The 20112-nt window shown below is 47.8% G+C and carries 16 protein-coding genes, 1 tRNA gene and 1 pseudogene; 15 read left to right on the forward strand and 3 right to left on the reverse strand.

The annotated features are described in order from the left end of the window. The first annotated feature begins 296 nt into the window (after window positions 1-296). Together N8M53_RS05295 and N8M53_RS05300 are read left to right on the forward strand one after the other, a co-directional pair. On the forward strand, window positions 297-1310 hold the full coding sequence (locus tag N8M53_RS05295) for a porin (protein ID WP_269579745.1): 1014 nt from the start codon (window positions 297-299) through the stop codon (window positions 1308-1310). A gap of 76 nt (window positions 1311-1386) precedes the next feature. Continuing rightward, entirely contained in the window at window positions 1387-2202 is an 816-nt protein-coding gene (locus N8M53_RS05300) for a DUF2057 family protein (RefSeq protein ID WP_269579746.1), read from the forward strand. On the opposite strand, the gene N8M53_RS05305 is transcribed toward N8M53_RS05300, so the two are convergent. Beyond that, window positions 2199-3623 carry a PLP-dependent aminotransferase family protein gene (locus N8M53_RS05305; protein ID WP_269579747.1) on the reverse strand — a complete coding sequence of 475 codons (1425 nt, stop codon included), beginning with the start codon at window positions 3621-3623 and terminating at the stop codon, window positions 2199-2201. The two genes, N8M53_RS05300 and N8M53_RS05305, sit on opposite strands and share 4 nt — an antisense overlap. Window positions 3624-3773: 150 nt before the next feature. Here N8M53_RS05305 and N8M53_RS05310 point away from each other — a divergent pair, with 150 nt between their 5' ends. The 12 genes from N8M53_RS05310 to N8M53_RS05365 all read left to right on the forward strand — a co-directional run bounded on the left by N8M53_RS05310 (window position 3774) and on the right by N8M53_RS05365 (window position 17731). Next, on the forward strand, window positions 3774-5138 hold the full coding sequence (locus tag N8M53_RS05310) for a cytochrome ubiquinol oxidase subunit I (RefSeq protein WP_269579748.1): 1365 nt from the start codon (window positions 3774-3776) through the stop codon (window positions 5136-5138). Between the two features lie 9 nt (window positions 5139-5147). After that, window positions 5148-6149, forward strand: a complete 1002-nt coding sequence (cydB, locus tag N8M53_RS05315) for a cytochrome d ubiquinol oxidase subunit II (protein WP_269579749.1) — start codon at window positions 5148-5150, stop codon at window positions 6147-6149. Next, on the forward strand, window positions 6149-6283 hold the full coding sequence (locus N8M53_RS05320; protein WP_269579750.1) for a DUF2474 domain-containing protein: 135 nt from the start codon (window positions 6149-6151) through the stop codon (window positions 6281-6283). Before cydB ends, N8M53_RS05320 begins: the two co-directional genes overlap by 1 nt. Before the next feature lie 144 nt (window positions 6284-6427). Next, window positions 6428-6781 (forward strand): DUF805 domain-containing protein, encoded by a 354-nt coding sequence (locus N8M53_RS05325; RefSeq protein WP_269579751.1) that lies wholly within the window; start codon window positions 6428-6430, stop codon window positions 6779-6781. 130 nt (window positions 6782-6911) lie between these two features. Beyond that, on the forward strand, window positions 6912-7436 hold the full coding sequence (locus N8M53_RS05330) for a GrpB family protein (protein ID WP_269579752.1): 525 nt from the start codon (window positions 6912-6914) through the stop codon (window positions 7434-7436). Between the two features lie 171 nt (window positions 7437-7607). Next, window positions 7608-8813 carry an EAL domain-containing protein gene (locus N8M53_RS05335; protein WP_269579753.1) on the forward strand — a complete coding sequence of 402 codons (1206 nt, stop codon included), beginning with the start codon at window positions 7608-7610 and terminating at the stop codon, window positions 8811-8813. Further along, window positions 8810-13594: a PAS domain S-box protein gene (locus N8M53_RS05340; protein ID WP_269579754.1), complete on the forward strand. Its 4785-nt coding sequence runs from the start codon at window positions 8810-8812 to the stop codon at window positions 13592-13594. Before N8M53_RS05335 ends, N8M53_RS05340 begins: the two co-directional genes overlap by 4 nt. A 16-nt stretch (window positions 13595-13610) precedes the next feature. Further along, window positions 13611-14534: a GAF domain-containing protein gene (locus N8M53_RS05345; protein WP_269579755.1), complete on the forward strand. Its 924-nt coding sequence runs from the start codon at window positions 13611-13613 to the stop codon at window positions 14532-14534. A 171-nt stretch (window positions 14535-14705) separates the two neighbouring features. After that, complete coding sequence (locus tag N8M53_RS05350; protein WP_269579756.1) at window positions 14706-15332, forward strand: HD domain-containing protein; 627 nt, start codon at window positions 14706-14708, stop codon at window positions 15330-15332. Between the two features lie 159 nt (window positions 15333-15491). Next, a tRNA-Leu gene (locus tag N8M53_RS05355) sits at window positions 15492-15578 on the forward strand. Window positions 15579-15787: 209 nt separating this feature from the next. Continuing rightward, a complete protein-coding gene (locus N8M53_RS05360; protein WP_069590163.1) occupies window positions 15788-16666 on the forward strand; it encodes a LysR family transcriptional regulator in 879 nt (292 codons plus the stop codon). Between the two features lie 138 nt (window positions 16667-16804). Then, window positions 16805-17731 carry a YeiH family protein gene (locus N8M53_RS05365; RefSeq protein ID WP_269579757.1) on the forward strand — a complete coding sequence of 309 codons (927 nt, stop codon included), beginning with the start codon at window positions 16805-16807 and terminating at the stop codon, window positions 17729-17731. 20 nt (window positions 17732-17751) lie between these two features. On the opposite strand, the gene N8M53_RS05370 is transcribed toward N8M53_RS05365, so the two are convergent. Next, complete coding sequence (locus N8M53_RS05370; RefSeq protein WP_155522538.1) at window positions 17752-17898, reverse strand: hypothetical protein; 147 nt, start codon at window positions 17896-17898, stop codon at window positions 17752-17754. Window positions 17899-18168: 270 nt separating this feature from the next. On the opposite strand from N8M53_RS05370, the pseudogene N8M53_RS05375 reads away from it, so the two are divergent. After that, window positions 18169-18801, forward strand: a pseudogene (locus N8M53_RS05375) (cation transporter); the annotation flags it as partial. Between the two features lie 595 nt (window positions 18802-19396). Here N8M53_RS05375 and N8M53_RS05380 read toward each other — a convergent pair. Continuing rightward, on the reverse strand, window positions 19397-20035 hold the full coding sequence (locus N8M53_RS05380; RefSeq protein WP_269579758.1) for an NAD(P)-dependent oxidoreductase: 639 nt from the start codon (window positions 20033-20035) through the stop codon (window positions 19397-19399). Between the last annotated feature and the right edge of the window lie 77 nt (window positions 20036-20112).

Below are 20112 nucleotides of genomic sequence, written 5' to 3' on the forward strand. Positions count from 1 at the left end.
GGTTTTTGTTTTTCGCATAAGATACTGTTTATACTTAGTTTTTGTTTTTAATGAATAAGATCTATGTCATAAAACGGTCAAAAACATGCTCTAGTTCATATTATTTGTATTAAAAATTAAGTCTTGATTGATATTTTTCTTTGCGTAATTAGTCTGAAGGTGTGGTTACACGAAATGTGTAAGCAGCGGGGGAAAGCTGAAATCTGTTTCTCAGCTTTCAAATCGGTTTTGCACTCGATAAAACTTAATAAATCAACGAGGCAAAACCCGTATCTTGCAGGTAGCAGGAGTTTTTCATGAATAAGATTTTTAAGCGTTCGCTTATTAGTGCAGTGGTTGCATTAGGATCAACTGGCGCAATGGCCGCCGACCACGAAGGTGTGGTTGGTGTTTTGACTGACTACAATGTCGACCTTTATGGTGTTGCGGCTATTTCAGCCTTCAACCAAGAAGATGGTAACGGCTACGACTATGAGAATGAATCTCGCGTCGGGGTTCGAGCCGGTAAGGCGTTTAATGACGATGTCTATATCTTCATGCAAATCGAGTCAGGGTATGTCGGTGAAGATGGAACAGGCGCAACATTAGGTAATCGTGATACTTTCATTGGTATGAAAGGGGATTGGGGGCAAGTGCGTTTTGGTCGTATGTTGACGCCAATGTATGAAGTGGTGGATTGGCCCTATTCGAACCCTGGGTTAGGCCGCGTTTTTGACTGGGGGGCGGATACGAAGTCGCATTATGATCGTAAAGGTGATATCGCGCGTTATGACTCACCCGATTTAAATGGTTTTAGTTTTGACGTGTCAGTGGGGCGCGGCGATAAAGATGTCAAAGGCTCAAACCACTTTGGGGCCGCTGCGCACTATACGTTAGCGGACGCATTTACTCTTCATGGTGGATACGAATATAACTCAAATTATGAGGGTGATATTGATACCAAGGCCTACTTAGCAGGGGTTGAAATTCCTCTCCCAGGTGGATTTAAGGTGTCTGCCGCGTATAAATATAACGATGGCGTGTACAACACCGCGGGCGTTAACAAGGGGACTGAGGCGGAGCAAGATCAAGTATCAGTGGTCGGTGAGTACTGGAATGGTCCGTGGGGTTACCGCTTAGGTTATGCCGCGAATGGCGATTCTGACTTAGATAACAATGCCGATGTCGATGATAGTGATTCAGTCATTGCGGGTCAGATCATGTACTCGAAAAATGGTTTCTTGCCTTATCTTCGTATTGGTCAGCACGATGCTGGTAACCTAGAAGACGAAAAAGCGTTTGCTCGTCTGGGTATTGAATATAACTTTTAACTGTAGCACTTTGCCTTTCTATTCTTTTTTGCCGGCCAGGATGGCCGGTTTTTTTAACTTCCTGTGAGGGGGCTGTATGAAAGCATCTTTCCGTCTTGTGACCGCATCTAGTTGTCTACTCATTGTCGGTTGTACTAGCTTTGATTCGTCGAGCCAGTTTGATGATGTCGCGAGTTCAGTGAAAGAACGTCGCCACTATGTGCAGGTGGTGACGAAATCGATCACGCCAGACATTCAGGTCTTGTCTGGGGCGAATGTCGTTAAAGCAAATGCTAATTATGTGGCGAATTACCCGGTTGATAAGTCAGCAGGGCCAGACGTAGCTCCCTCCAAACTAATGACTGAGGTCTCATATTTTAAGAATTATCAAGAATATGAAACCGTCACCATTAAAGGTGAGACGTTCCCTCTTGAAAACACCCAAGTGACGTCGGAGACGTGTACAGAACACTGTGTGACGACGCAATATGTATCATTCCCGCTATCGCCAGACACTGCCACCACTTGGCCGGAATCACAAGTTACCTATACCTTGAGTAGTGCCGGAGGAGGGAACCGGGTGCAATTATCGATTCCCAATGCTTACTTTATTGCGGTCAACGATGAGGCTTCGCGAGTATTGGGGCAAAGCCAGTCCACTGTATCCTCTAGTCAGACAGCCCCAGTGAAAGACACGAAAGAGAAACCAGAAGAAATGGTGGACTACTGGTATCAGAAAGCGAGTGACGCCGACCGACGAGCTTTTGCGGATTGGGCGTTTGCGCATCGTGACGGTAGCGGAGTGATGCCTACCACCCAGAGTCAGCCTTTGCAGATGATGGGATATTGGTATCAGCAGGCGACTGCTACCTCGCGGAAAGCCATCCTTACTTGGTTACTAAACCAGTCCTAGCGCATTACCAAGCTTTGAATGTGCTGTGCAATCAAATCACATAAGGTTGCCAGTGCATTTTTATGTGCATGATCGAGCGGGTAAGAGGCATTCAACCGAAAGCAATGGGCAAACTGTGCGTGCGTCGCAAACATATTGCCTGGCGCGATACTGATATGGTGTTTGAGCGCAAGGTGGTACAGCGCAGTAGTATCACAGCCCTTGGGCAAGGTGATCCATAAAAAGTATCCGCCTGGGCTGTTAACGACATCCACACCTTGGGGTAAATGATCGACAAGGAATTGATATGTCACTCGCTTTCGCTCGGCAAGCGTGTGGCGCAGTTGCTTTAAGTGATGTTCATAGTTGCGGTTATGAAGATAATGCGCGACGGCAAGCTGAATGGGGACGCTGGTGGTCACTGTGCTCATTAGCTGCAGCTTTTGTAGTTTCTGGGCTTGATCACCGGCTGCCACCCAACCAAGGCGAAAGGCATCGACCAAGGTTTTTGAAAAAGACGAGCAGTGCAAAACATGACCGCTGTTATCGAACGCTTTAGTAGGGTGCGGTTTGTGTTCGCCATCATAGAGCTCGCCATAGACATCGTCCTCGATTAAGTACACCTGATAACGATGAATTAACTCGGCAAGGCGTGCTTTTTTCTCGTCTGACAGCGAATATCCCAACGGATTTTGATGATTGCTCATCAGCCAACAAGCGCGGACTGGATGGGTTTGCAAGGCGCGTTCGAGCGCATCGAGGTCAATCCCTTCCGTCGGATGTGTTCGGATCGCCATCGCTTTGAGTCCCCGGTTTTCAAGGGCTTGTAGCGCACCGTAAAACGCGGGGCTTTCAACAGCGACCCAATCGCCAGGTTTCGTGACTGCGCGTAAGCTCAGGTTAAGCGCATCCAAACCACCCGCGGTGATTACGATTTCATCGGGAGAAACCTGCATACCTTGGGCCGCATAGCGTTGGGCAATCAGGTGACGCAGTTGGGCATTACCCGGGGGAAGGTTGTCGACCACGCTATGAATTGACATAAAGCGAACGGCGGTAGTGAGCGAGCGGTTTACTTGATGGCGAGGGGCGAGCAGGGGATCGACATAGGCATGCCCATAGCTTGCCATGCCGGGCGAGCGACTGGCTTGCAAGACATCGAAAATATAGTCATTGATATCGACAGATTCTGCAGGATGAATCGCACTGTCTGGCTTGTTATCGTCGAGTTCGGCATGGGGAGCGACGCGGTAACCTGAGCGAGACTGAGAAACAATCCACCCTTGGCTTTCTAGCAGTTGGTAGGCTTGGAGTACCGTCATGACACTCAACCCTGAATAGGCGGCCTGTTTTCTCAGCGAGGGAAGCTTTTCTCCCACATGCCAAATGCCGGCTTGAATTTGTTGTTTGATCTGCTCGCTAAGCTGCTGATACTTAGACATCTTCCTACCATAATCGCTGCTAAGTGAACCAGACTATAACACTGAAAATATCAAACTGTTATAGATTAATCTCGCCCGTCTGTATATGGGCACATCAATAATGGGCTTCTACCATGCGCGTTGGTCTAATCACTAAAGTGGACTTCACGTATGTTCGGTCTTGATGCCTTTATGTTGGCCCGTATTCAATTCGCGTTTACGGTTTCTTTTCACATTATTTTTCCTGCGATTACTATTGGTCTTGCCTGTTATCTTGCGGTGCTTGAGGGGCTATGGCTTAAAACCCGTGAGCAGGAGTACAAAACCCTCTACCTTTTCTGGTCGAAAATTTTTGCGGTCAACTTCGGGATGGGCGTGGTGTCTGGGTTGGTAATGGCATACCAATTCGGCACCAACTGGAGTGGTTTTTCCGAGTTTGCGGGCAGTATTACCGGCCCGCTGCTGACTTATGAGGTACTTACGGCGTTCTTTTTAGAAGCCGGATTTCTTGGTGTGATGCTGTTTGGTTGGCAACGTGTCGGTGATCGCTTGCACTTTTTCGCCACGTCCATGGTCGCGCTGGGCACCGTGATCTCTGCCTTTTGGATTTTAGCCTCCAACAGTTGGATGCATACGCCACAAGGGCATGAAGTGGTCAATGGTCAAGTGGTACCTGTAGATTGGTTCGCGGTGGTGTTTAATCCCTCTTTCCCTTATCGCTTAGCGCACATGGTAGTCGCGGCGTTTTTATCCAGTGCCTTATTCGTTGGTGCGTCGGCGGCGTGGCACCTGCTCAAAGGACAGCGCAGCCCAGCCGTGAAGCGGATGTTTTCGATGTCGATGTGGATGCTGTTATTCACCGCGCCTATTCAAGCGTTTATTGGTGATTTACATGGCCTGAACACCTTGGAATATCAACCTGCCAAAATAGCAGCGATGGAAGGGCATTGGGACAACAGCCATGGCGAGCCCACGCCGCTTATTTTGTTTGGTTTACCGGATATGGAAGCGGAAACCACCCGCTACAAAGTAGAAATTCCCTATTTGGGGAGTCTGATCTTAAAACACAGTTTGACCGAGCAAATCCCAGCGCTAAAGGAATTCCCTGCGGAAGACAGACCCAATTCGCCCGTGGTCTTCTGGGCGTTTCGTCTGATGGTGGGCTTAGGGCTATTGATGATCACACTTGGACTAGTGGCGGCGTGGCAGCGCTATAAAGGACGCCTGTTTGAACACCAAGGGCTGCTCCGTTTTGCTTTCTATATGGGGCCGGCGGGGTTGGTCGCGATTCTAGCTGGCTGGGTAACCACTGAGGTAGGGCGCCAGCCTTGGGTAGTGCATGGCCTTTTACGTACCCAAGACGCGGTGTCTGCCCACGGTGACTTGCACATGAGTATTAGCTTGCTCAGTTTCTTTGTGGTGTACGGCTTGGTCTTTGGGTTGGGGTACATCTATATGATCCATCAAATTAAACTAGGTCCGGATCAGCATGATGAGACGCTGCATGAACCGTTAACTGTCTCTGGCCGTGTGTAAGGGGGAAACATGGATTTAGCAATGATTTGGTTTGGCATCATCGTGTTTGCCACTTTAATGTACATCGTGATGGACGGGTTTGACTTGGGGATCGGAATCCTGATGCCGTTTATTACTGAGCGCGAAGAGCGCGACTTGATGGTCAACAGTGTCGCGCCGGTATGGGATGGCAATGAAACCTGGTTAGTCCTGGGTGGAGCGGCATTATTTGGTGCTTTTCCCTTGGCGTATGCCGTGATTGTTGATGCGTTGACAATCCCGCTCACTTTGATGTTGGTGGCGCTTATTTTTCGTGGTGTGGCGTTTGAGTTCCGGTTCAAAGCGTTGCCCGGGCATCATGGCTTTTGGGATACCGCTTTTATGGCGGGGTCGATTTTTGCCACTTTTTTCCAAGGGGTGACAGTGGGTGCGGTGATTGAAGGATTTCCAGTTGAAGGACGTGCTTTTGCTGGTGGCGGCCTCGATTGGTTGGCACCGTTTCCTCTCTTTTGCGGCATAGGACTGATCATTGCGTACGGTTTATTGGGGGCCACTTGGCTGATCATGAAAACGGAGCATACATTGCAAATGCGTATGTACCACTTGAGTCGTCGACTGGTTGTGCTGATGGCGGTAAGTATTTCGATAGTCAGTGTCTGGACGCCATTCGCGTATCCGGGGATTGCCGACCGTTGGTTTAGTCTGCCAAATCTGCTAATGCTCTCTCCGATTCCTTTATTGACGGCTTTTTGTTTGCTCCGCCTCTGGCGTACCCGCCCTGATCACCCTCACCAGCGTCCATTTATCATGGCGTTGTGTGTCACCTTACTCGGGTTTATTGGCCTCGGCATTAGTATTTGGCCGCATATCATTCCGCCCAGCATCACAATATGGCAGGCGGCCTCACCACAACAAAGCATGCAATTTATGCTGATTGGCGCGGTGTTTATCATCCCGGTTATTTTGATGTACACCTATTGGAGCTACCGCGTCTTTAGTGGCAAGGTAAATCCGGATGAGGCGTACCACTAATGGCTGGCACCACAAAACCTGCTTGCCAGCGCTGGCTCTGGTTAATTGTTATCTGGATAGCCAGTGTGGCGGCACTGGGGAGTGTCTCTTGGTTGTTTAGGCTTTTGATGCACGCTGCGGGTTTGCAAAGCTAACTGCCCTCTATTGTGTAAGAAATCAGTGATAAGGCTCCCAAGCTGATGATAAAGCGGTCGGATGTCTTATCACTGAAATAGTACTGACGCGATAGTCCGTTCTATGATATGTGCGAACACTTCTCTCAAAAAATAGGTTTACGTATGGAATGGTATTTAAAAGTACTTCGCAATTATGTCACTTTTTCAGGGCGCGCCCATCGTCGAGAATATTGGATGTTTTTCTTGATTAACTTTTGTATTTCAGTGGCATTGAATATTGTGGCTGAGGCAACGGGATTGGTCTTGTTGAGCATCATCTATTCGTTGGCGGTACTGCTGCCAACCTTGGCTGTCACATCAAGACGTTTGCATGATACGGGACGTTCCGCATGGTGGCTGCTGATTTCACTTATCCCTATTATCGGAATGATTGTACTGCTGGTACTTTGTGCGCTAGAAGGGGATCAAAATAGCAACCAATACGGCTCGAACCCTCAATTCGCGGAAGGTGTTTAGCGCAGTGATGTGATTTGTTTGGATAGGAACTGCTGGTACGATAAACACCTAATTTGGTGACGGGTTAATAGGCTGCGCCTGGCTAGTCACTCGTATTTACCAGCATTCCTCTTTCCAACTAAGGTGCGACATGATCACGCTCGAGCCCTACCACTTAGTCGATGCCAGCTTTTCTCCTTGGCGTCCCATTTACTTAGACGTTGCCCAAGCCCTGTCTGATCATATCTCCACACCTCATATTGAGGTACTGCATTTTGGCTCCACGTCAGCGAAAGTAGGAGGCAAGGGGATTATTGATTTATCCATTCTCTATCGTCCTGGCGAGCGCGATGATGCTGTCACTCACCTCTATGCACTAGGCTTCCAAGATCAGCACAGCAAGCAGCCATTTCCGGCACACCGCCCTCGTAAAGATGCCTCTGTAATTTATCAAGGTGAGCGTTTTCTGGTGCACGCCCACGTGATTGAAAAAGATAGTGATGAGCATCATCGCCAAATTGCGTACAAACAGTATCTACTCGATAACCCTGATGTGCGCGCTGAGTACGAAGAAAAAAAGCGCACTATTTTAAAAGCAGGCGTTAACGAGCAAGACAGCTACGTAAAACATAAAGCGCCGTTTGTGAAAGCGATTCTCAACGACATCGGCGAGTGAATTTACGCTCAACGTTCTTCTCTTACCCTTTTCCACACGTCACTCGACTTTAGTCGTATAAAGGGATGTCACTCAAGTGCATACGCTATGGTTAGTCTATAGTACTAAAGTAGGCACGAGGTGGTGAACCTTGAGGCATTTGCTTTTCCAGAGGGCGAAGAGGGTCCGTGAGTGAGTGACTTCCAACAGGGAATACTGGTTGTTGATGATCAGAAAGTGGTTCGGCATACCCTATTTTTATGTCTTCAAAACCTTGGTTTTACAAATGTTTATCAGGCTGAGAACGGACGCGAAGCGAAAAAACTCCTAAACACTCACTCGATTCAATGCGTATTTTGCGATCTCAATATGCCCATTGAAGATGGGTTTGAGGTGCTTAAGTTTCTAGATACACAAGCCTATCAAGGCGCCATCGTATTAATGAGTGGTGAGGAAGAGGAAGTGCTGGCCTCAACCGCCAATTTGGCGCGTCTTTATCAACTGAATATTATCGAATGTGTGGCTAAGCCGCTTTCATTTGCAACAGTGAAACGACTGCTGGCCGCCAGTGAACGGGTACTAGACATAGAGGCTAACCATGCGCCGCATGCACTACCACCGCTCACCGCCAAGTTATTAAAAGGATACATAGACAAAGGCGGGTTAAGGGCTTTTTTCCAGCCGCAAATTTCTTTGTCATCAGGCCGCCTCAAAGGGTTTGAGGTGTTGGCACGGTTGTTCAAGCCTGATGAAAGCATGGTTTTTCCTGACCTGTTTATCCCCACCGCAGAAAAGCATATCGAGAGCATAACCGATCTGACCAAGCGTGTTATTGAGTGCGCGTACCAAGATATCAATCAACATGGGCAAGATATCGCCACTTTATCATTTGCCTTTAATATATCAGCCAAAGTCTTGGAGGTGCCGAATTTTCCACAGTGGTTACAAGCGACGACCGCCAAGTATCAATTGCGTCCAGAACAGGTTATCTGTGAGCTAACAGAGACAGCTTTTACCACTGATCAAGCGACCATCGATACCCAAATGCTGCGTTTAAAAATGATGAAGTTTAAATTATCTATCGATGATTTTGGCACAGGCTATTCGTCTATTGCCCAGCTGCATTCGATTCCTTTTGATGAGCTGAAAGTGGACAAGCGCTTTGTGCTCGATTGTTTATCGAATACTAAATCTGCGGCTGTGGTGGAGCAAAGTATCCAACTCGCAAAAGCAATGGGGGTAAACGTGGTGGCGGAGGGGATTGAGAATCAAGAGGTGTGTGACTTTGTTAAAGCACTGGGATGTGACATTGGGCAAGGCTACTTCTACGCCAAACCAGAACCATTGAGTGTATTTGATTGGCGTTCAGTCAGTATTCAGCGTGGGAATCGTGAATGAAGTTCTCTGTGAAATTACCTATTATTTTGCTGATGCTGGGCGGTTTAATGTTGGCATCTGTTACTGTGGTCTCTTGGAAAGGCCGTGATCTTCTTCAAGAAAGTATACTGACCAATATCGAGCGTGACGCGGCGCTACTGATTCGATTGATTGAAAGGAATCTTTTTGAAAGGTATCACGATGCACGCGCGTTTCCTTTGTCTCTAGGGAGTATTGAATCAGATAGTCTGAGTAACCGCCAAGTAAATGACAATACGGTAAGAAATCTTAACGAGTTAATCGCTAATTACAAAGTCTATCGTCGCATTGCGATAGTCAGTATGGAGGGCGAATTACTGGCGATAAATAATCAAAATAAGCATGGTAAATCGCTCGCGCCTCTTGACCTTTCCCAAGCACAAATTATGAACAGTGTTTGGTTTAATGAGATCCTTAACGGCCAAACGCTAGACCCTGAGCAACCGAATAGTACGTATGTTACTGGGCCAGAGCGCTTTATTTTCGGCTCCAATGCTACCTCCTACGACATGATTTTTGCGTCTGTGATCCGTAATACCGCTAACCGCGCTGTCGGTATATGGGTCAATGTGGTCGATTTTTCTACCGTCGAGTCCATTGTGGCCGAAAGCTACGACTTACTCGCTAAGCGCGGGCTAGTCAGTGCGGAATTAACCCTATTAGACCGCCACGGTCGTATTATCGTTGATTATGATCCCGTAGGGCAAAATGAGGCAACGTATCAAAGGGACTTTCAAGTTCTGGGTAAATTAAACTTGGCGACGAATGGTGTCGAAGGGGCGAGATTAGCCGTAGCAGGATTAACGGGATCAAACATCTCAACACACTATCGAAAACAAGTGGATCAGGTCACAGGATTTGCCCACACCGAAGGGGCGTATGATTATCCAGGATTGGGTTGGTCAGCGATGATCCGCGTCGAAGTTGGAGAGGCGCTGCTTGCGCCCAATACCCTGTATAAAAATTCTTTTATCATGACTGCCACGCTGCTGTCGTTGATTGTACTGCTTGCTTTTTATGTATCACGGCAAGTTTTCAAACCTTTAGGGCAGCTAAGCACCGCGGTGCGAAAATTGGCGCGGGGCGAGCATAACTTTTCCCTACCGCAGCGAGACCGAGGCGATGAAGTTGGGATCATGGCCAGTGAACTGCTCAAACTGCGAGATATTGTGAGCGAGCGAGAAAGCTTAATCAGAGAAACTGAAGAGCAGCGCTTCCAGTTGGATATTCAAAGTCGTGCTATCGAAGCGACGGCAACAGGCATCATTGTCTCTGATGTTAGGCTTGCAGACTATCCCATTATTTATGCCAATAAAGCGTTTGAGACCTTAACAGGCTACAGCTCGAAAGAAGTGGTAGGAAAAAACTGCCGATTTTTACAAGCCGATGATCGTGATCAGCCAGAGTTTGAACGCCTCCGGTATGCCCTTAAAAACGCCTTATCTTGTTCTGTAGTGGTGCGCAATTATAAAAAAGACGGCACGCTTTTTTATAATAATCTACGCCTCGATCCTATTTTTGATGATGCGGGTGCGTTGACCCATTACATCGGGATGCAGTCGGATATTACGGAGTTTAAGCAGGTAGACGATGAGGCTAAATTTAAACTCGAACAAGAAATACAACGCCGAACCCAAGACTTACAAGAATCCGAAGGGCGTTTGAGGACGGTGTTTGACACCGCACTTGATGGCATGGTGGTGATCGACACGCAAGGTAATATTCTCGAAGTTAACCGTTCGTTGGAGCTTATCTTTGGGCGCATTCGCGAAGAGCTGGTGGGAGAAAATGTTTCGATCTTGATGCCAGACAAGTATAAAGCCGATCACGATGGGTTTATAAGTCAATATCAGTTAACAGGGAGTAAAAAGCTAATTGGTACACCACGAAAACTGCAGGGTATGCATAAATCTGGGCGTGAATTCCCCATTGAGGTATCCGTTGGCGAAACCTGGTTTGGGGATACCCAGGGGTTTGTCGGTGTGATTAAAGATATCACAGTTGAAGAAGATGTTAAGCAGCGAGAGCGACGGCTTCAAGATGCGTTAAAAGAAAGAGAAGTGATTTATCGAACTGCTTTTGATCAGGCAGCAGTGGGGATATGTCGTGTTGACCTAGAGGGAAACTTTATTGAGGTCAATGACAGAATGAGTGAAATACTGGGCTATAGCCAAGAGGCGCTGCTACAGCTTAGTTACCAGGACATTACCCACCCAGACCACCTTGCAGCCAGTCATGCACAAGTCGCGCAACTCACCATAGGGGAAAGCCGCTCGTTTTCTATGGACAAGCAATATATCACCCAGGGCGGTGAAGCCTTATGGGCTACGGTATCGGTGTCTACTGTGATGGATGAAGACGGCTCGCCACGGTATTTTATTGCAGCGTTGGAAGATATTAGCCAGCGCAAAGCGATAGAAGGCGAGCTGCTCTCAGCAAAAAGGGCGCGAGATGAGCTGCTTAGAGGCATGCAGTTAGCCTCTGATGCAGGAGGTATCTGCAATTGGTCTATGGACGTAAAGACAGGGGAGCTTAAGTGGGACGAAAATATGTATCGTCTTTACGGACTGTCGCCTGAATCGCCGGTTAATTATGAGGTCTGGAAGTCGTGTATTCATCCCGACGATCGCCAAAAAGCGATTGAAGAAGTGGAAGCGGCATTGAATGAAAGCAATGTCTTCAACTCGGAGTTTCGGATACTTCACCCTGAGACTCACAAAGTCCGATGGATAAAAGCGGCAGCCAATGTTGTGAAAGATGAGCAAGTGGGCAGGGAAGTTCTATTTGGCATCAACCTAGACATTACGCATGATCGACAGACACAAGCCAAGCTAGAGAAGGAATCAGTGATGGCGAGAAATGCCAATGAGGCAAAGTCTCGCTTCTTAGCCACCATGAGCCATGAAATTAGAACACCCATGAATGGTGTCATTGGCATGGTGGATTTATTAAAAGAAACGCCTCTGGAGCCAGAGCAATCTAAAATGGTCTCGACGATTCGAGACTCTTCTTTCTCATTGCTTGAGATAATCAACGATATTCTTGATTTTTCCAAAATCGAATCAGGACAAATGGAGTTGGACCCGACTGACGTTAATTTGCTCGACTTAATTGAGAAAACCTTGGACGCACTATGGGTGAGTGCTGATCAAAAAGGCGTCGAACTCTTTTTCTCACATGACTACGCCACCCCTGACTTTATATGGGTAGACCCGGTGCGAGTGCGCCAAATTCTTCTTAATTTGCTGGGTAACGCCATTAAGTTCACCAGCAAAGAAACAGAGGGAGGGCATGTCTTTGTCAAAACAACATATAGCCATGACAGTCAGATGCTCACGTTAAGTATCCGAGATACCGGCGTTGGCATGACGCACGAACAGATGGATAAACTGTTCAAACCCTTTACGCAGGCGGATAGTTCCACCACGCGGCGATACGGAGGGACGGGCCTAGGACTGAGTATCTCCAAGTCATTTGTCGATATGATGGGTGGGGAAATTCGGGTCGAGAGTGAGTTTGGTAAAGGCAGTGAGTTTATAGTCCAAGTACCTGCGCCCAGTAGCGCCAAAACCCATGAAACCAATCGACGTTATCCGTTTTCTGCGTTTTCTTTTGTTTTATTTATCGACCATGAACCGCTTGAGAATACCTGTATAGCATTGCTTGAAAGCTTACACCCCCGTGAGATTCTGGATGCAAACGTCACGGTGCCAGCTAACTGGAACCCGGATACCATGATTGCGGTTACAACAGATGAAAGTATTTTGGAAAGACATCAAGGCATGCGTTGCCTGTTGCTTGGAGATGATTTAGCTGGACATGACACCTATAAATATCCAGGACCTTATCGGTTAAACCGATATCCCCTTAAACCCAGTGAATTTGTTCTGGGGGCTGCAGTGATGTGCGGGCTTGAGAGTCCGGATGTTGATTGGAATGAAGCGGTAAATGGCGATGTCTTGGCCTATAGCAGTCAATTAGATGCACAAATGTGTGGCACTATTTTATGCGCAGAAGATCAGCCAACCAACCAGCTCGTTCTCGCCAAGCAGCTAAAACAGCTTGGTTACCAATTTGAAATGACATCGGATGGCAAAGAGGCACTTGAGAAATGGCACCAAGGAGAGTACGCAATGCTCTTAACGGACTGCCATATGCCCGAAATGGATGGCTTTGAATTAGCGGCTGAGATAAGACGACTAGAAGCTGAAGAAAATCGCGAGCGTACGTTAATTATTGCCATCACCGCTAATGCACTTGTGGGAGAAGCGGATCACTGCTTGCAATCGGGGATGGATGACTATATTTCCAAACCTGTTGAGCTTCAGACGCTTAAACGCGTACTGGCATTACGCCTTAGAGGGCGAGCGTTGAGAAAGGGCGAACCCGCAGTGGCTGAGACCAGTGAAGATGTCTCTCATACGGAGCCGCTCATCGATGATAGTCAGCTTGAGAAAGTCATTGGCAGCTCAGATCAGGAAATGAAGCGCGCCATATTGTCCATGTTCTGGGAGGGTGTGTCGGCGGATGTCAATGCGCTTGAACAGGCTATTGTAGGGGCCGACGATGACAAAGTAAGAGCGATTGCACATGGAGCAAAGGGTGCATCTGCATCAAGTGGGGCGATGCGTTTGAGCGAGCTATTCCGAGTCATCGAAAACAGCAGTCACGACCTTGAACAAGTAAGAGCTGTGTTTACCGAAATAAGTGCAATGATGACCGCAATTGAAACCGATCTGCGGGAAGAAAAAATCATTCAATGAATGTAAGAGGCGCGATGTGATACATATCAACACGCAAGACCAAATTCCTTTTGAACACTTTGAAAAAGCGAGTCGCGATACACTCAAATACTTAAATAAAAAGTTTGGTTACGGTACGTGGATGATGACTCGCAAGCATGAAAATCAATGGGTCATCTTACAAGTAGAAGGTAACAAATACGGTATTGATGAATTGACCACACTCAGGTGGAGCGATTCAATGTGCAGCCGTATGGTGCAGGGCGAAGGGCCGCGTTGGGCGCCTGACGTTGACAGTGTTCCCGCATATGTGAATGCGCCAATTTACCACGCCGAGACTATTAAGTCGTACATAGGGATCCCCGTTTGCTATTCGGATGGTAACTTATTTGGCACCTTGTGTGCGATAGATACAGAACCAGTCGATCGTATTCCGCCTGATGGCTTAGAAACCATCGAACTTGTCTCAAAATTACTTTCAACGCTATTACAGCTTGAGCTGCAAAATATCGATTTGTCGCGAAAACAAATGAGTTTTTTACCCTCTCAATTAAAAGACCATGAAACGGGTTTTCTTAATCGATTAGGTTGGTCTTTATATTTAGAAAAAGAAGAAAGCAATATCCGCTCGGTGGGTACACCCGTGCATGTGGTGGCTATTGATGTTTCTCAGCACAATCAGTCAGCGCACTTAAAGGATACGGCAATGATCACCCTGTTTGTGTCGATTCTCAATGGTGCCTTACATGACGGTGGCTATATCGCTCGATTGGGGGAAGATATTTACACCATGCTGTGTGCCAATAAAACCGAGGAGCAAATGGCCGTGATGGTTGAACGTCTTGCTAACGAATTGAGTGAGGCTAAGATCCCTGTCGTTATTGGCTTCAAAAAACATGATTATGGTGATAACTTGGATGTCACTGTGATTGCTGCCATAAAAAGTGTCCGGCAATCATAAACATAGTATGTTCAGCCCAGTGCCGTTGGTCGAGCAGGAGTATCACCCGAGACAGGAAACGTCATGCAACGTGAGCTAACACAGACGAAACCTCGACCCTCCAAACCTTGTATGGTGTGCCAATTTGTCAAAAGTGATATGAGCCGTGCAGTGCAAAGAGTCAAGCGGACCATGACACGTACATCCGTGCCTTATGTTTCACCGGCGGATTATACAGTCCCCGATAGCCAAGCCTGTCAGCAGGCGTTAGCGCTGGTTAAACAATTTAGCCCTGAATTTTTAGTCAATCACTCCTTACGTAGCTACGCGTTTGGCTTGGCGATGAGCCACAAAGTGAAGCAAGACGTTGATAAAGAAGTCTTCTTTGTTGGCGCAATCTTGCATGATATTGGCTTAACCGATTATGTTGCTCAACAAGACACCTTTGAAATCGAAGGCGCCATCGCTGCACAAGCGTTTGCAATGGCGAAGGGTTTGTCGGCGGAACAGGCCGATCTCATTCATGAAATGGTGGCATTACATAATTCGGTGGGTGTGGCGCATCAATGTGACCCAGAAATTGCATTGCTACACTTTGGTGCGGGCGCAGATGTGGCGGGGCTTTGGATCGAAGACATCCATAAAAAGACGCTGCACGAAGTGCTTGAAGCCTATCACGATCAAGGATGTCAGGCCGGAATGATCCAGCTCATCCAAGATCAAGTCACGCGCAAACCACATAGCTACATGTCGACCATGGTGGAATTAGGGTTCCTCAAAAAAGTGGCGAAACACCAATTTGCCTATAAACCGACGTGAGTCGTTAAACGCGATGTTAGGTTTTTGAGTCTGTCTGCTTTTCAACCATCTGAATCAAAAAGAATAAAAGGCTATTGACCTCAGGTTAAATTTCATTAAAGTACACCCTCATCCGCAGCGCAGCCTGCGGACTGTGGTGCTACCACGCATAACTGCGTTGCCCTGGTGGTGGAATTGGTAGACACAAGGGATTTAAAATCCCTCGGCGTTCGCGCTGTGCCGGTTCAAGTCCGGCCCGGGGCACCATAGCACTCTGTTTACTCTTATCTATCCTCCATTACGAATAAAAACCCTTCATTTTGTCGAATTTCAAGCACAGGGTGCTTGGCACTTTCTGCTACGCAACAAGTCGATGATATTTATATATAATCGCCGCGCGTCCATGAGCGCTGACAAGCGGTAATAGCGCTTTGTGTCTTTGCCGCACTCCGGTAGGATAGCGTGAGGAGGGCGGCATGAATCTAACCCAAATTGATGCGTTTTGTGCAGTCGCAGAGACCGGCTCAGTGTCTGAAGCTGCACGTCAGCTGGATGTGAATCGTTCACGATTGAGCATGGCGATTAAAGCGCTAGAACAATCACTTAACGCCGAATTGTTTTATCGCACCGGTAACCGTCTAACCCTGTCGGAAATCGGCAAAGCTGTGTACAAAGATTTCGAGAGCATATCGGTCACGGCGGCACGTATTCGTCGTACGTGCGAGCAAGCGAACGCGGGCTTTAATGCCGAAGTGTGGATCGCACGTGATGATGCGATCCCCGATCAACTTTGGCAGGACTGGGCGCACCAGCTAAACAAGCGCTTTACCGCGACGTCCTTCAACCTCGTGTTAGCCTCGAGTGGTGATCTGGCCAATTTGGTTGAAACGCAACAAGTCGATTTTGCCTTTGGAGTAGACTACGAGCGGATTGACGATCCGCGCATCAACTATCAACCGCTGGGTAAAATTCGCATGATGTCGGTGTGCAACAGTGAGCACCCGTTGAGTCGATTGCGTCGAGTCAGTGATGATCAATTGCGTAATGCCATGCAAGCGGTAATGGTCTATCTCAATGAAAAAGACAATCCCGAGCTTCAACCTTTCTCACGCCGCTACATTGGCTTTTCGAGCTTTGAATATATGCTCAATACCATCTTACAAGAAGAAGCGTGGGGCGTGTTGCCTGAGCCGCTGATCCGGCAATACTTACGAGAACAGCGCTTAGCAGTGATCAAACATACCTATGGTTTGACCCAAGAAGACTATTGTCTATTCACCGCCTCAGGGATGGCCGAGCATCCGGGGATCCAATGGCTGAGTGATAGCATTACCAACTACTTGTTTGATTTCTAAATACACGGCTCGATAAGTGGTTTTTCAATAGGTTGCCATATAGGTTAAGAAAAACTTAACCTAGGTTAAAAAGTTTAAGATTTTCTGAACACCTACCGAGCGCTACAATGCCGTCACTGATTTTTACTGAGCATCATTATGACCGCATACACGCGTTATCTTCCTTTTTCATTGGCTGTGTTAGCCTGTTTAACCCCTTGGGTAAGCTCGCCGATCGCTCTGGTGCTGGGCTTTTTGTTAACCTCCTTGGGCTGGGTACCAAGCGCAATCCCCCTCACCAAAATCACCAAAAAATTGCTGGCTTATTCGATTGTGGGTCTAGGGTTTGGTATCCCACTGCAAGAGGCGCTCGCCGTGACAGGCGATGGGGTAGGGCTGATTATTGCCACCATTGCAGGCACGCTGGTTTTTGGCACATTACTGGCCAAACTTATGGGACTGGATAAAAAGACCGGTCACCTGATTGCCTCAGGCACTGCGATTTGTGGCGGCAGTGCAATCGCAGCTGTCTCGCCCGCTATCAACGCGGATGATAAACAAATTGGTCTGGCGTTAGGCACGGTGTTTGTGTTGAATTCATTGGCGCTGTTTGTGTTTCCTATGGTAGGACATGCGCTGGGGCTAGATCAGCACACGTTTGGAACCTGGGCGGCGATCGCGATTCATGATACGTCATCGGTGGTGGGCGCGGCGTCCGCTTATGGTGAGCAAGCACTAACGACTGCGACCACCCTCAAACTTGCGCGCGCATTATGGATTGTGCCTGTGGCGTTTGTCAGCGCACTCATGTTTCGCAGCCACGCTAAAAAAATCACGATTCCGTACTTTATCGTTTTCTATTGTCTGGCGATTGGTATCAGTGATGTCTTTGTCCAAGCGCAACCTATCTATGAAGTGATTTTCGCCATTTCAAAGCAAGTATTAGTGGTGTGTTTATTCTTAATCGGCTGCAGTATTTCTGTCACCCAGCTACGCACGGCAGGCCCTAAGCCTTTACTGTTTGGTGTTGCGCTGTGGGTGATTATCTCCTGTACATCGCTTGCTTGGCTGCTGCTCGCTGCCTAGTCTCCATCGTTGCCTCAGGTTCACTCATGCGGCGTGTCCTGAGGTAAACGTAATACCGCGACCAACAGAAACGCACTGAGTGCCGCACCAAACTGCCACCATCCTGTGCTGGTTATCGCGAGGAAAAGCTGCAAGCTAATTGCCGCGAGTAACACGCCTTTTCTCATCTTCTTAGTCCATAAAGAATCTAAATTTAGATTTAGTATGCGTAAAAGTTATATGCAAGCAAAATGCGATTTAGCGCTATCTCATAACTAAAACTTGTTTAGAACACTCACTGTCAGAAATATTGACAGTTACTTTTGCTTGTAAGTAATTGAAATTATATGGTTTTTATTTAACGTCTAACAGAGTGATGAAAATGTCAGCAAGTTCGTGTTTGTAAAGCGGCGCAGTAGCACCAAGAATATGTGCGTGTTTTCTACTTTTGGTGTTTTATGTCTCCTCAAAACGTGATCAATGAAAAGTCAGTATTAGTGTTTTCGGCCCTTCTCGCATTGGGGTTTGCCATCGCCGGCCTTGCCGTTGGATGGATTGCTGGCTCTTTAGTGATTATGTTCGACGGTATCTACTCGTTGATTAGTCTAGTGTTAACTTTGTTGTCACTGGGAGCGTCATGGTATATCCACTCGCGCTACGCACGGCCGATCACACGTGCGCTGCTTACTCCGCTTGTTGTCGCCATTAAAGGCGCTGTGATTATGTTGTTGGTGAGTTATTCTCTGTATGAAGCGGTCTCCTCCTTGGTCGAAGGCGGACGTGCGGTTAACCCGTCATTGGCAGTGCTATTTGGTATTATCAACGTGGTGGGTTGCGGTTACGGATGGTGGATGATTGCGCGTAAAAACCAAGCAGGGCAAAGCCAGTTGGTGGAGGCGGAATCGCGCCAGTGGCAAATGGACACCTTATTAAGTCTGGCGGTCACCTTGGGCTTTCTAGGTGCTTGGTTAGTGGCGCATTCACCTTGGTCGGATTATGCGGTTTATGCAGATCCTATGATGATGGTGTTGATGTCGTTCTACTTCATCAAAGTGCCATTTGTCATGGTGCGTAACGCGTTAAAAGAGCTCGCGCCTGTTACAGTAAAGTGGTATCGCACCCGCTCAATGGCGTAATCGGAACATGACGCAATACGGACCTACCCAAACGATCCTATACCCGTGCAGGGGTCGATAGATACTGAGGCGGCGTTTAGCCGCCTTATTTATGTCACCTTATGCACTATAACTTTTTAGATTGGCTTTCATATCAACCTAGATACTGTGAACGATTTCAACGTAGTGTGACGGTATACATTTTGTTCTTTATGCTCGCCTGTTGAGGTGTAGACAGCAGAACGTCGCGACGGCGCTTACACTGAAAAGTAACCATAGCGCTGGCTCGCGATTCGTCCTCCGCTCATCATCTTTTTGAATCTTTTGGTTTTATTTGCGACGTTAGCCAGTATTATTTTCTGGACGTGACCGATTAGTTCAACCTATGACGTTCTTGAAGAAATACTCGATGGGAAACCGCTCGCTGTGGTTGATGGTTTTGACAGTTGCCATACGCATCCGATGTTAACCATACCTTTGGGGGCTCAAGCCTGTATTGATTTTGATGCCCAGACGGTCTCACTCACGCAACCTTGGTTGGCGGGTGAGCACGCAGGGCAATGAGCTTGGATTAGTAAGCCACACCGATACGTTGGCGACGGTGGGCGCCACTTTCCAGTTCGTCGATCATCGCGATAGCATAGTCAGCAACGCTGATTTTGCTGTCACCATGGTCATCGGTAAGCAAGGTATCCGCGCCAACGCGATAGCGGCCTATTTTGTCACCCGGGAAAATCTCTGCGGCAGGGCTGACGAACGTCCAATCTAGGGTATGGGCGTGCCCACGGAATACCTTCAAAGCGTCGCCTTGAGCGAGCGCTTCTGCTTTATAAGCGTCAGGGAAGTCGGGCAGGCTGACCAGCTCGACTCCCGGTGAAACTTCTAGTGAGCCAGCACCGCCGACCCAGAGTAAACGTTTGACGTTAGCGGCGGGTAACTCGTCAATTAAGCGCTTAGCGCTGTTTGCCACCATCTCATGGTTGCCTGCAGCGCGCCCGCCCACGGCGGCAATGACTGCATCAGCGTCAGCTACGGCCTGTTGTACAGAGTGATGGTTATTCAGCAAGTCGAATTGACGCACCTCGACATCGTCGCGGGTCACTTTTTCTGGCTGACGGACAAGAGCGATAACCTCATGCCCACGATGACGCGCTTCTTCGACGATTTGGCTACCGATCCAACCTGTTGCACCAATAATTGCGATTTTCATATTGTCTTCCTCATGCTGTGATTGCTTGGATGGATGTAGCTTATTAGCTTTCATTTATTGGATAAACAATCATAATG

The organism is Salinivibrio kushneri, from assembly GCF_027286325.1.
GTDB classification, from domain to species: domain Bacteria; phylum Pseudomonadota; class Gammaproteobacteria; order Enterobacterales; family Vibrionaceae; genus Salinivibrio; species Salinivibrio kushneri_A.

What these genes read in the sequence shown, in the direction of transcription:
- N8M53_RS05295 (WP_269579745.1), top strand. Translation starts at nt 297, where the DNA reads ATGAATAAGATTTTTAAGCGTTCGCTTATTAGTGCAGTGGTTGCATTA.
- N8M53_RS05300 (WP_269579746.1), top strand. Translation starts at nt 1,387, where the DNA reads ATGAAAGCATCTTTCCGTCTTGTGACCGCATCTAGTTGTCTACTCATT.
- N8M53_RS05305 (WP_269579747.1), bottom strand. Translation starts at nt 3,623, where the DNA reads ATGTCTAAGTATCAGCAGCTTAGCGAGCAGATCAAACAACAAATTCAA.
- N8M53_RS05310 (WP_269579748.1), top strand. Translation starts at nt 3,774, where the DNA reads ATGTTCGGTCTTGATGCCTTTATGTTGGCCCGTATTCAATTCGCGTTT.
- cydB (WP_269579749.1), top strand. Translation starts at nt 5,148, where the DNA reads ATGGATTTAGCAATGATTTGGTTTGGCATCATCGTGTTTGCCACTTTA.
- N8M53_RS05320 (WP_269579750.1), top strand. Translation starts at nt 6,149, where the DNA reads ATGGCTGGCACCACAAAACCTGCTTGCCAGCGCTGGCTCTGGTTAATT.
- N8M53_RS05325 (WP_269579751.1), top strand. Translation starts at nt 6,428, where the DNA reads ATGGAATGGTATTTAAAAGTACTTCGCAATTATGTCACTTTTTCAGGG.
- N8M53_RS05330 (WP_269579752.1), top strand. Translation starts at nt 6,912, where the DNA reads ATGATCACGCTCGAGCCCTACCACTTAGTCGATGCCAGCTTTTCTCCT.
- N8M53_RS05340 (WP_269579754.1), top strand. Translation starts at nt 8,810, where the DNA reads ATGAAGTTCTCTGTGAAATTACCTATTATTTTGCTGATGCTGGGCGGT.
- N8M53_RS05350 (WP_269579756.1), top strand. Translation starts at nt 14,706, where the DNA reads ATGACACGTACATCCGTGCCTTATGTTTCACCGGCGGATTATACAGTC.
- N8M53_RS05360 (WP_069590163.1), top strand. Translation starts at nt 15,788, where the DNA reads ATGAATCTAACCCAAATTGATGCGTTTTGTGCAGTCGCAGAGACCGGC.
- N8M53_RS05365 (WP_269579757.1), top strand. Translation starts at nt 16,805, where the DNA reads ATGACCGCATACACGCGTTATCTTCCTTTTTCATTGGCTGTGTTAGCC.
- N8M53_RS05370 (WP_155522538.1), bottom strand. Translation starts at nt 17,898, where the DNA reads ATGAGAAAAGGCGTGTTACTCGCGGCAATTAGCTTGCAGCTTTTCCTC.
- N8M53_RS05380 (WP_269579758.1), bottom strand. Translation starts at nt 20,035, where the DNA reads ATGAAAATCGCAATTATTGGTGCAACAGGTTGGATCGGTAGCCAAATC.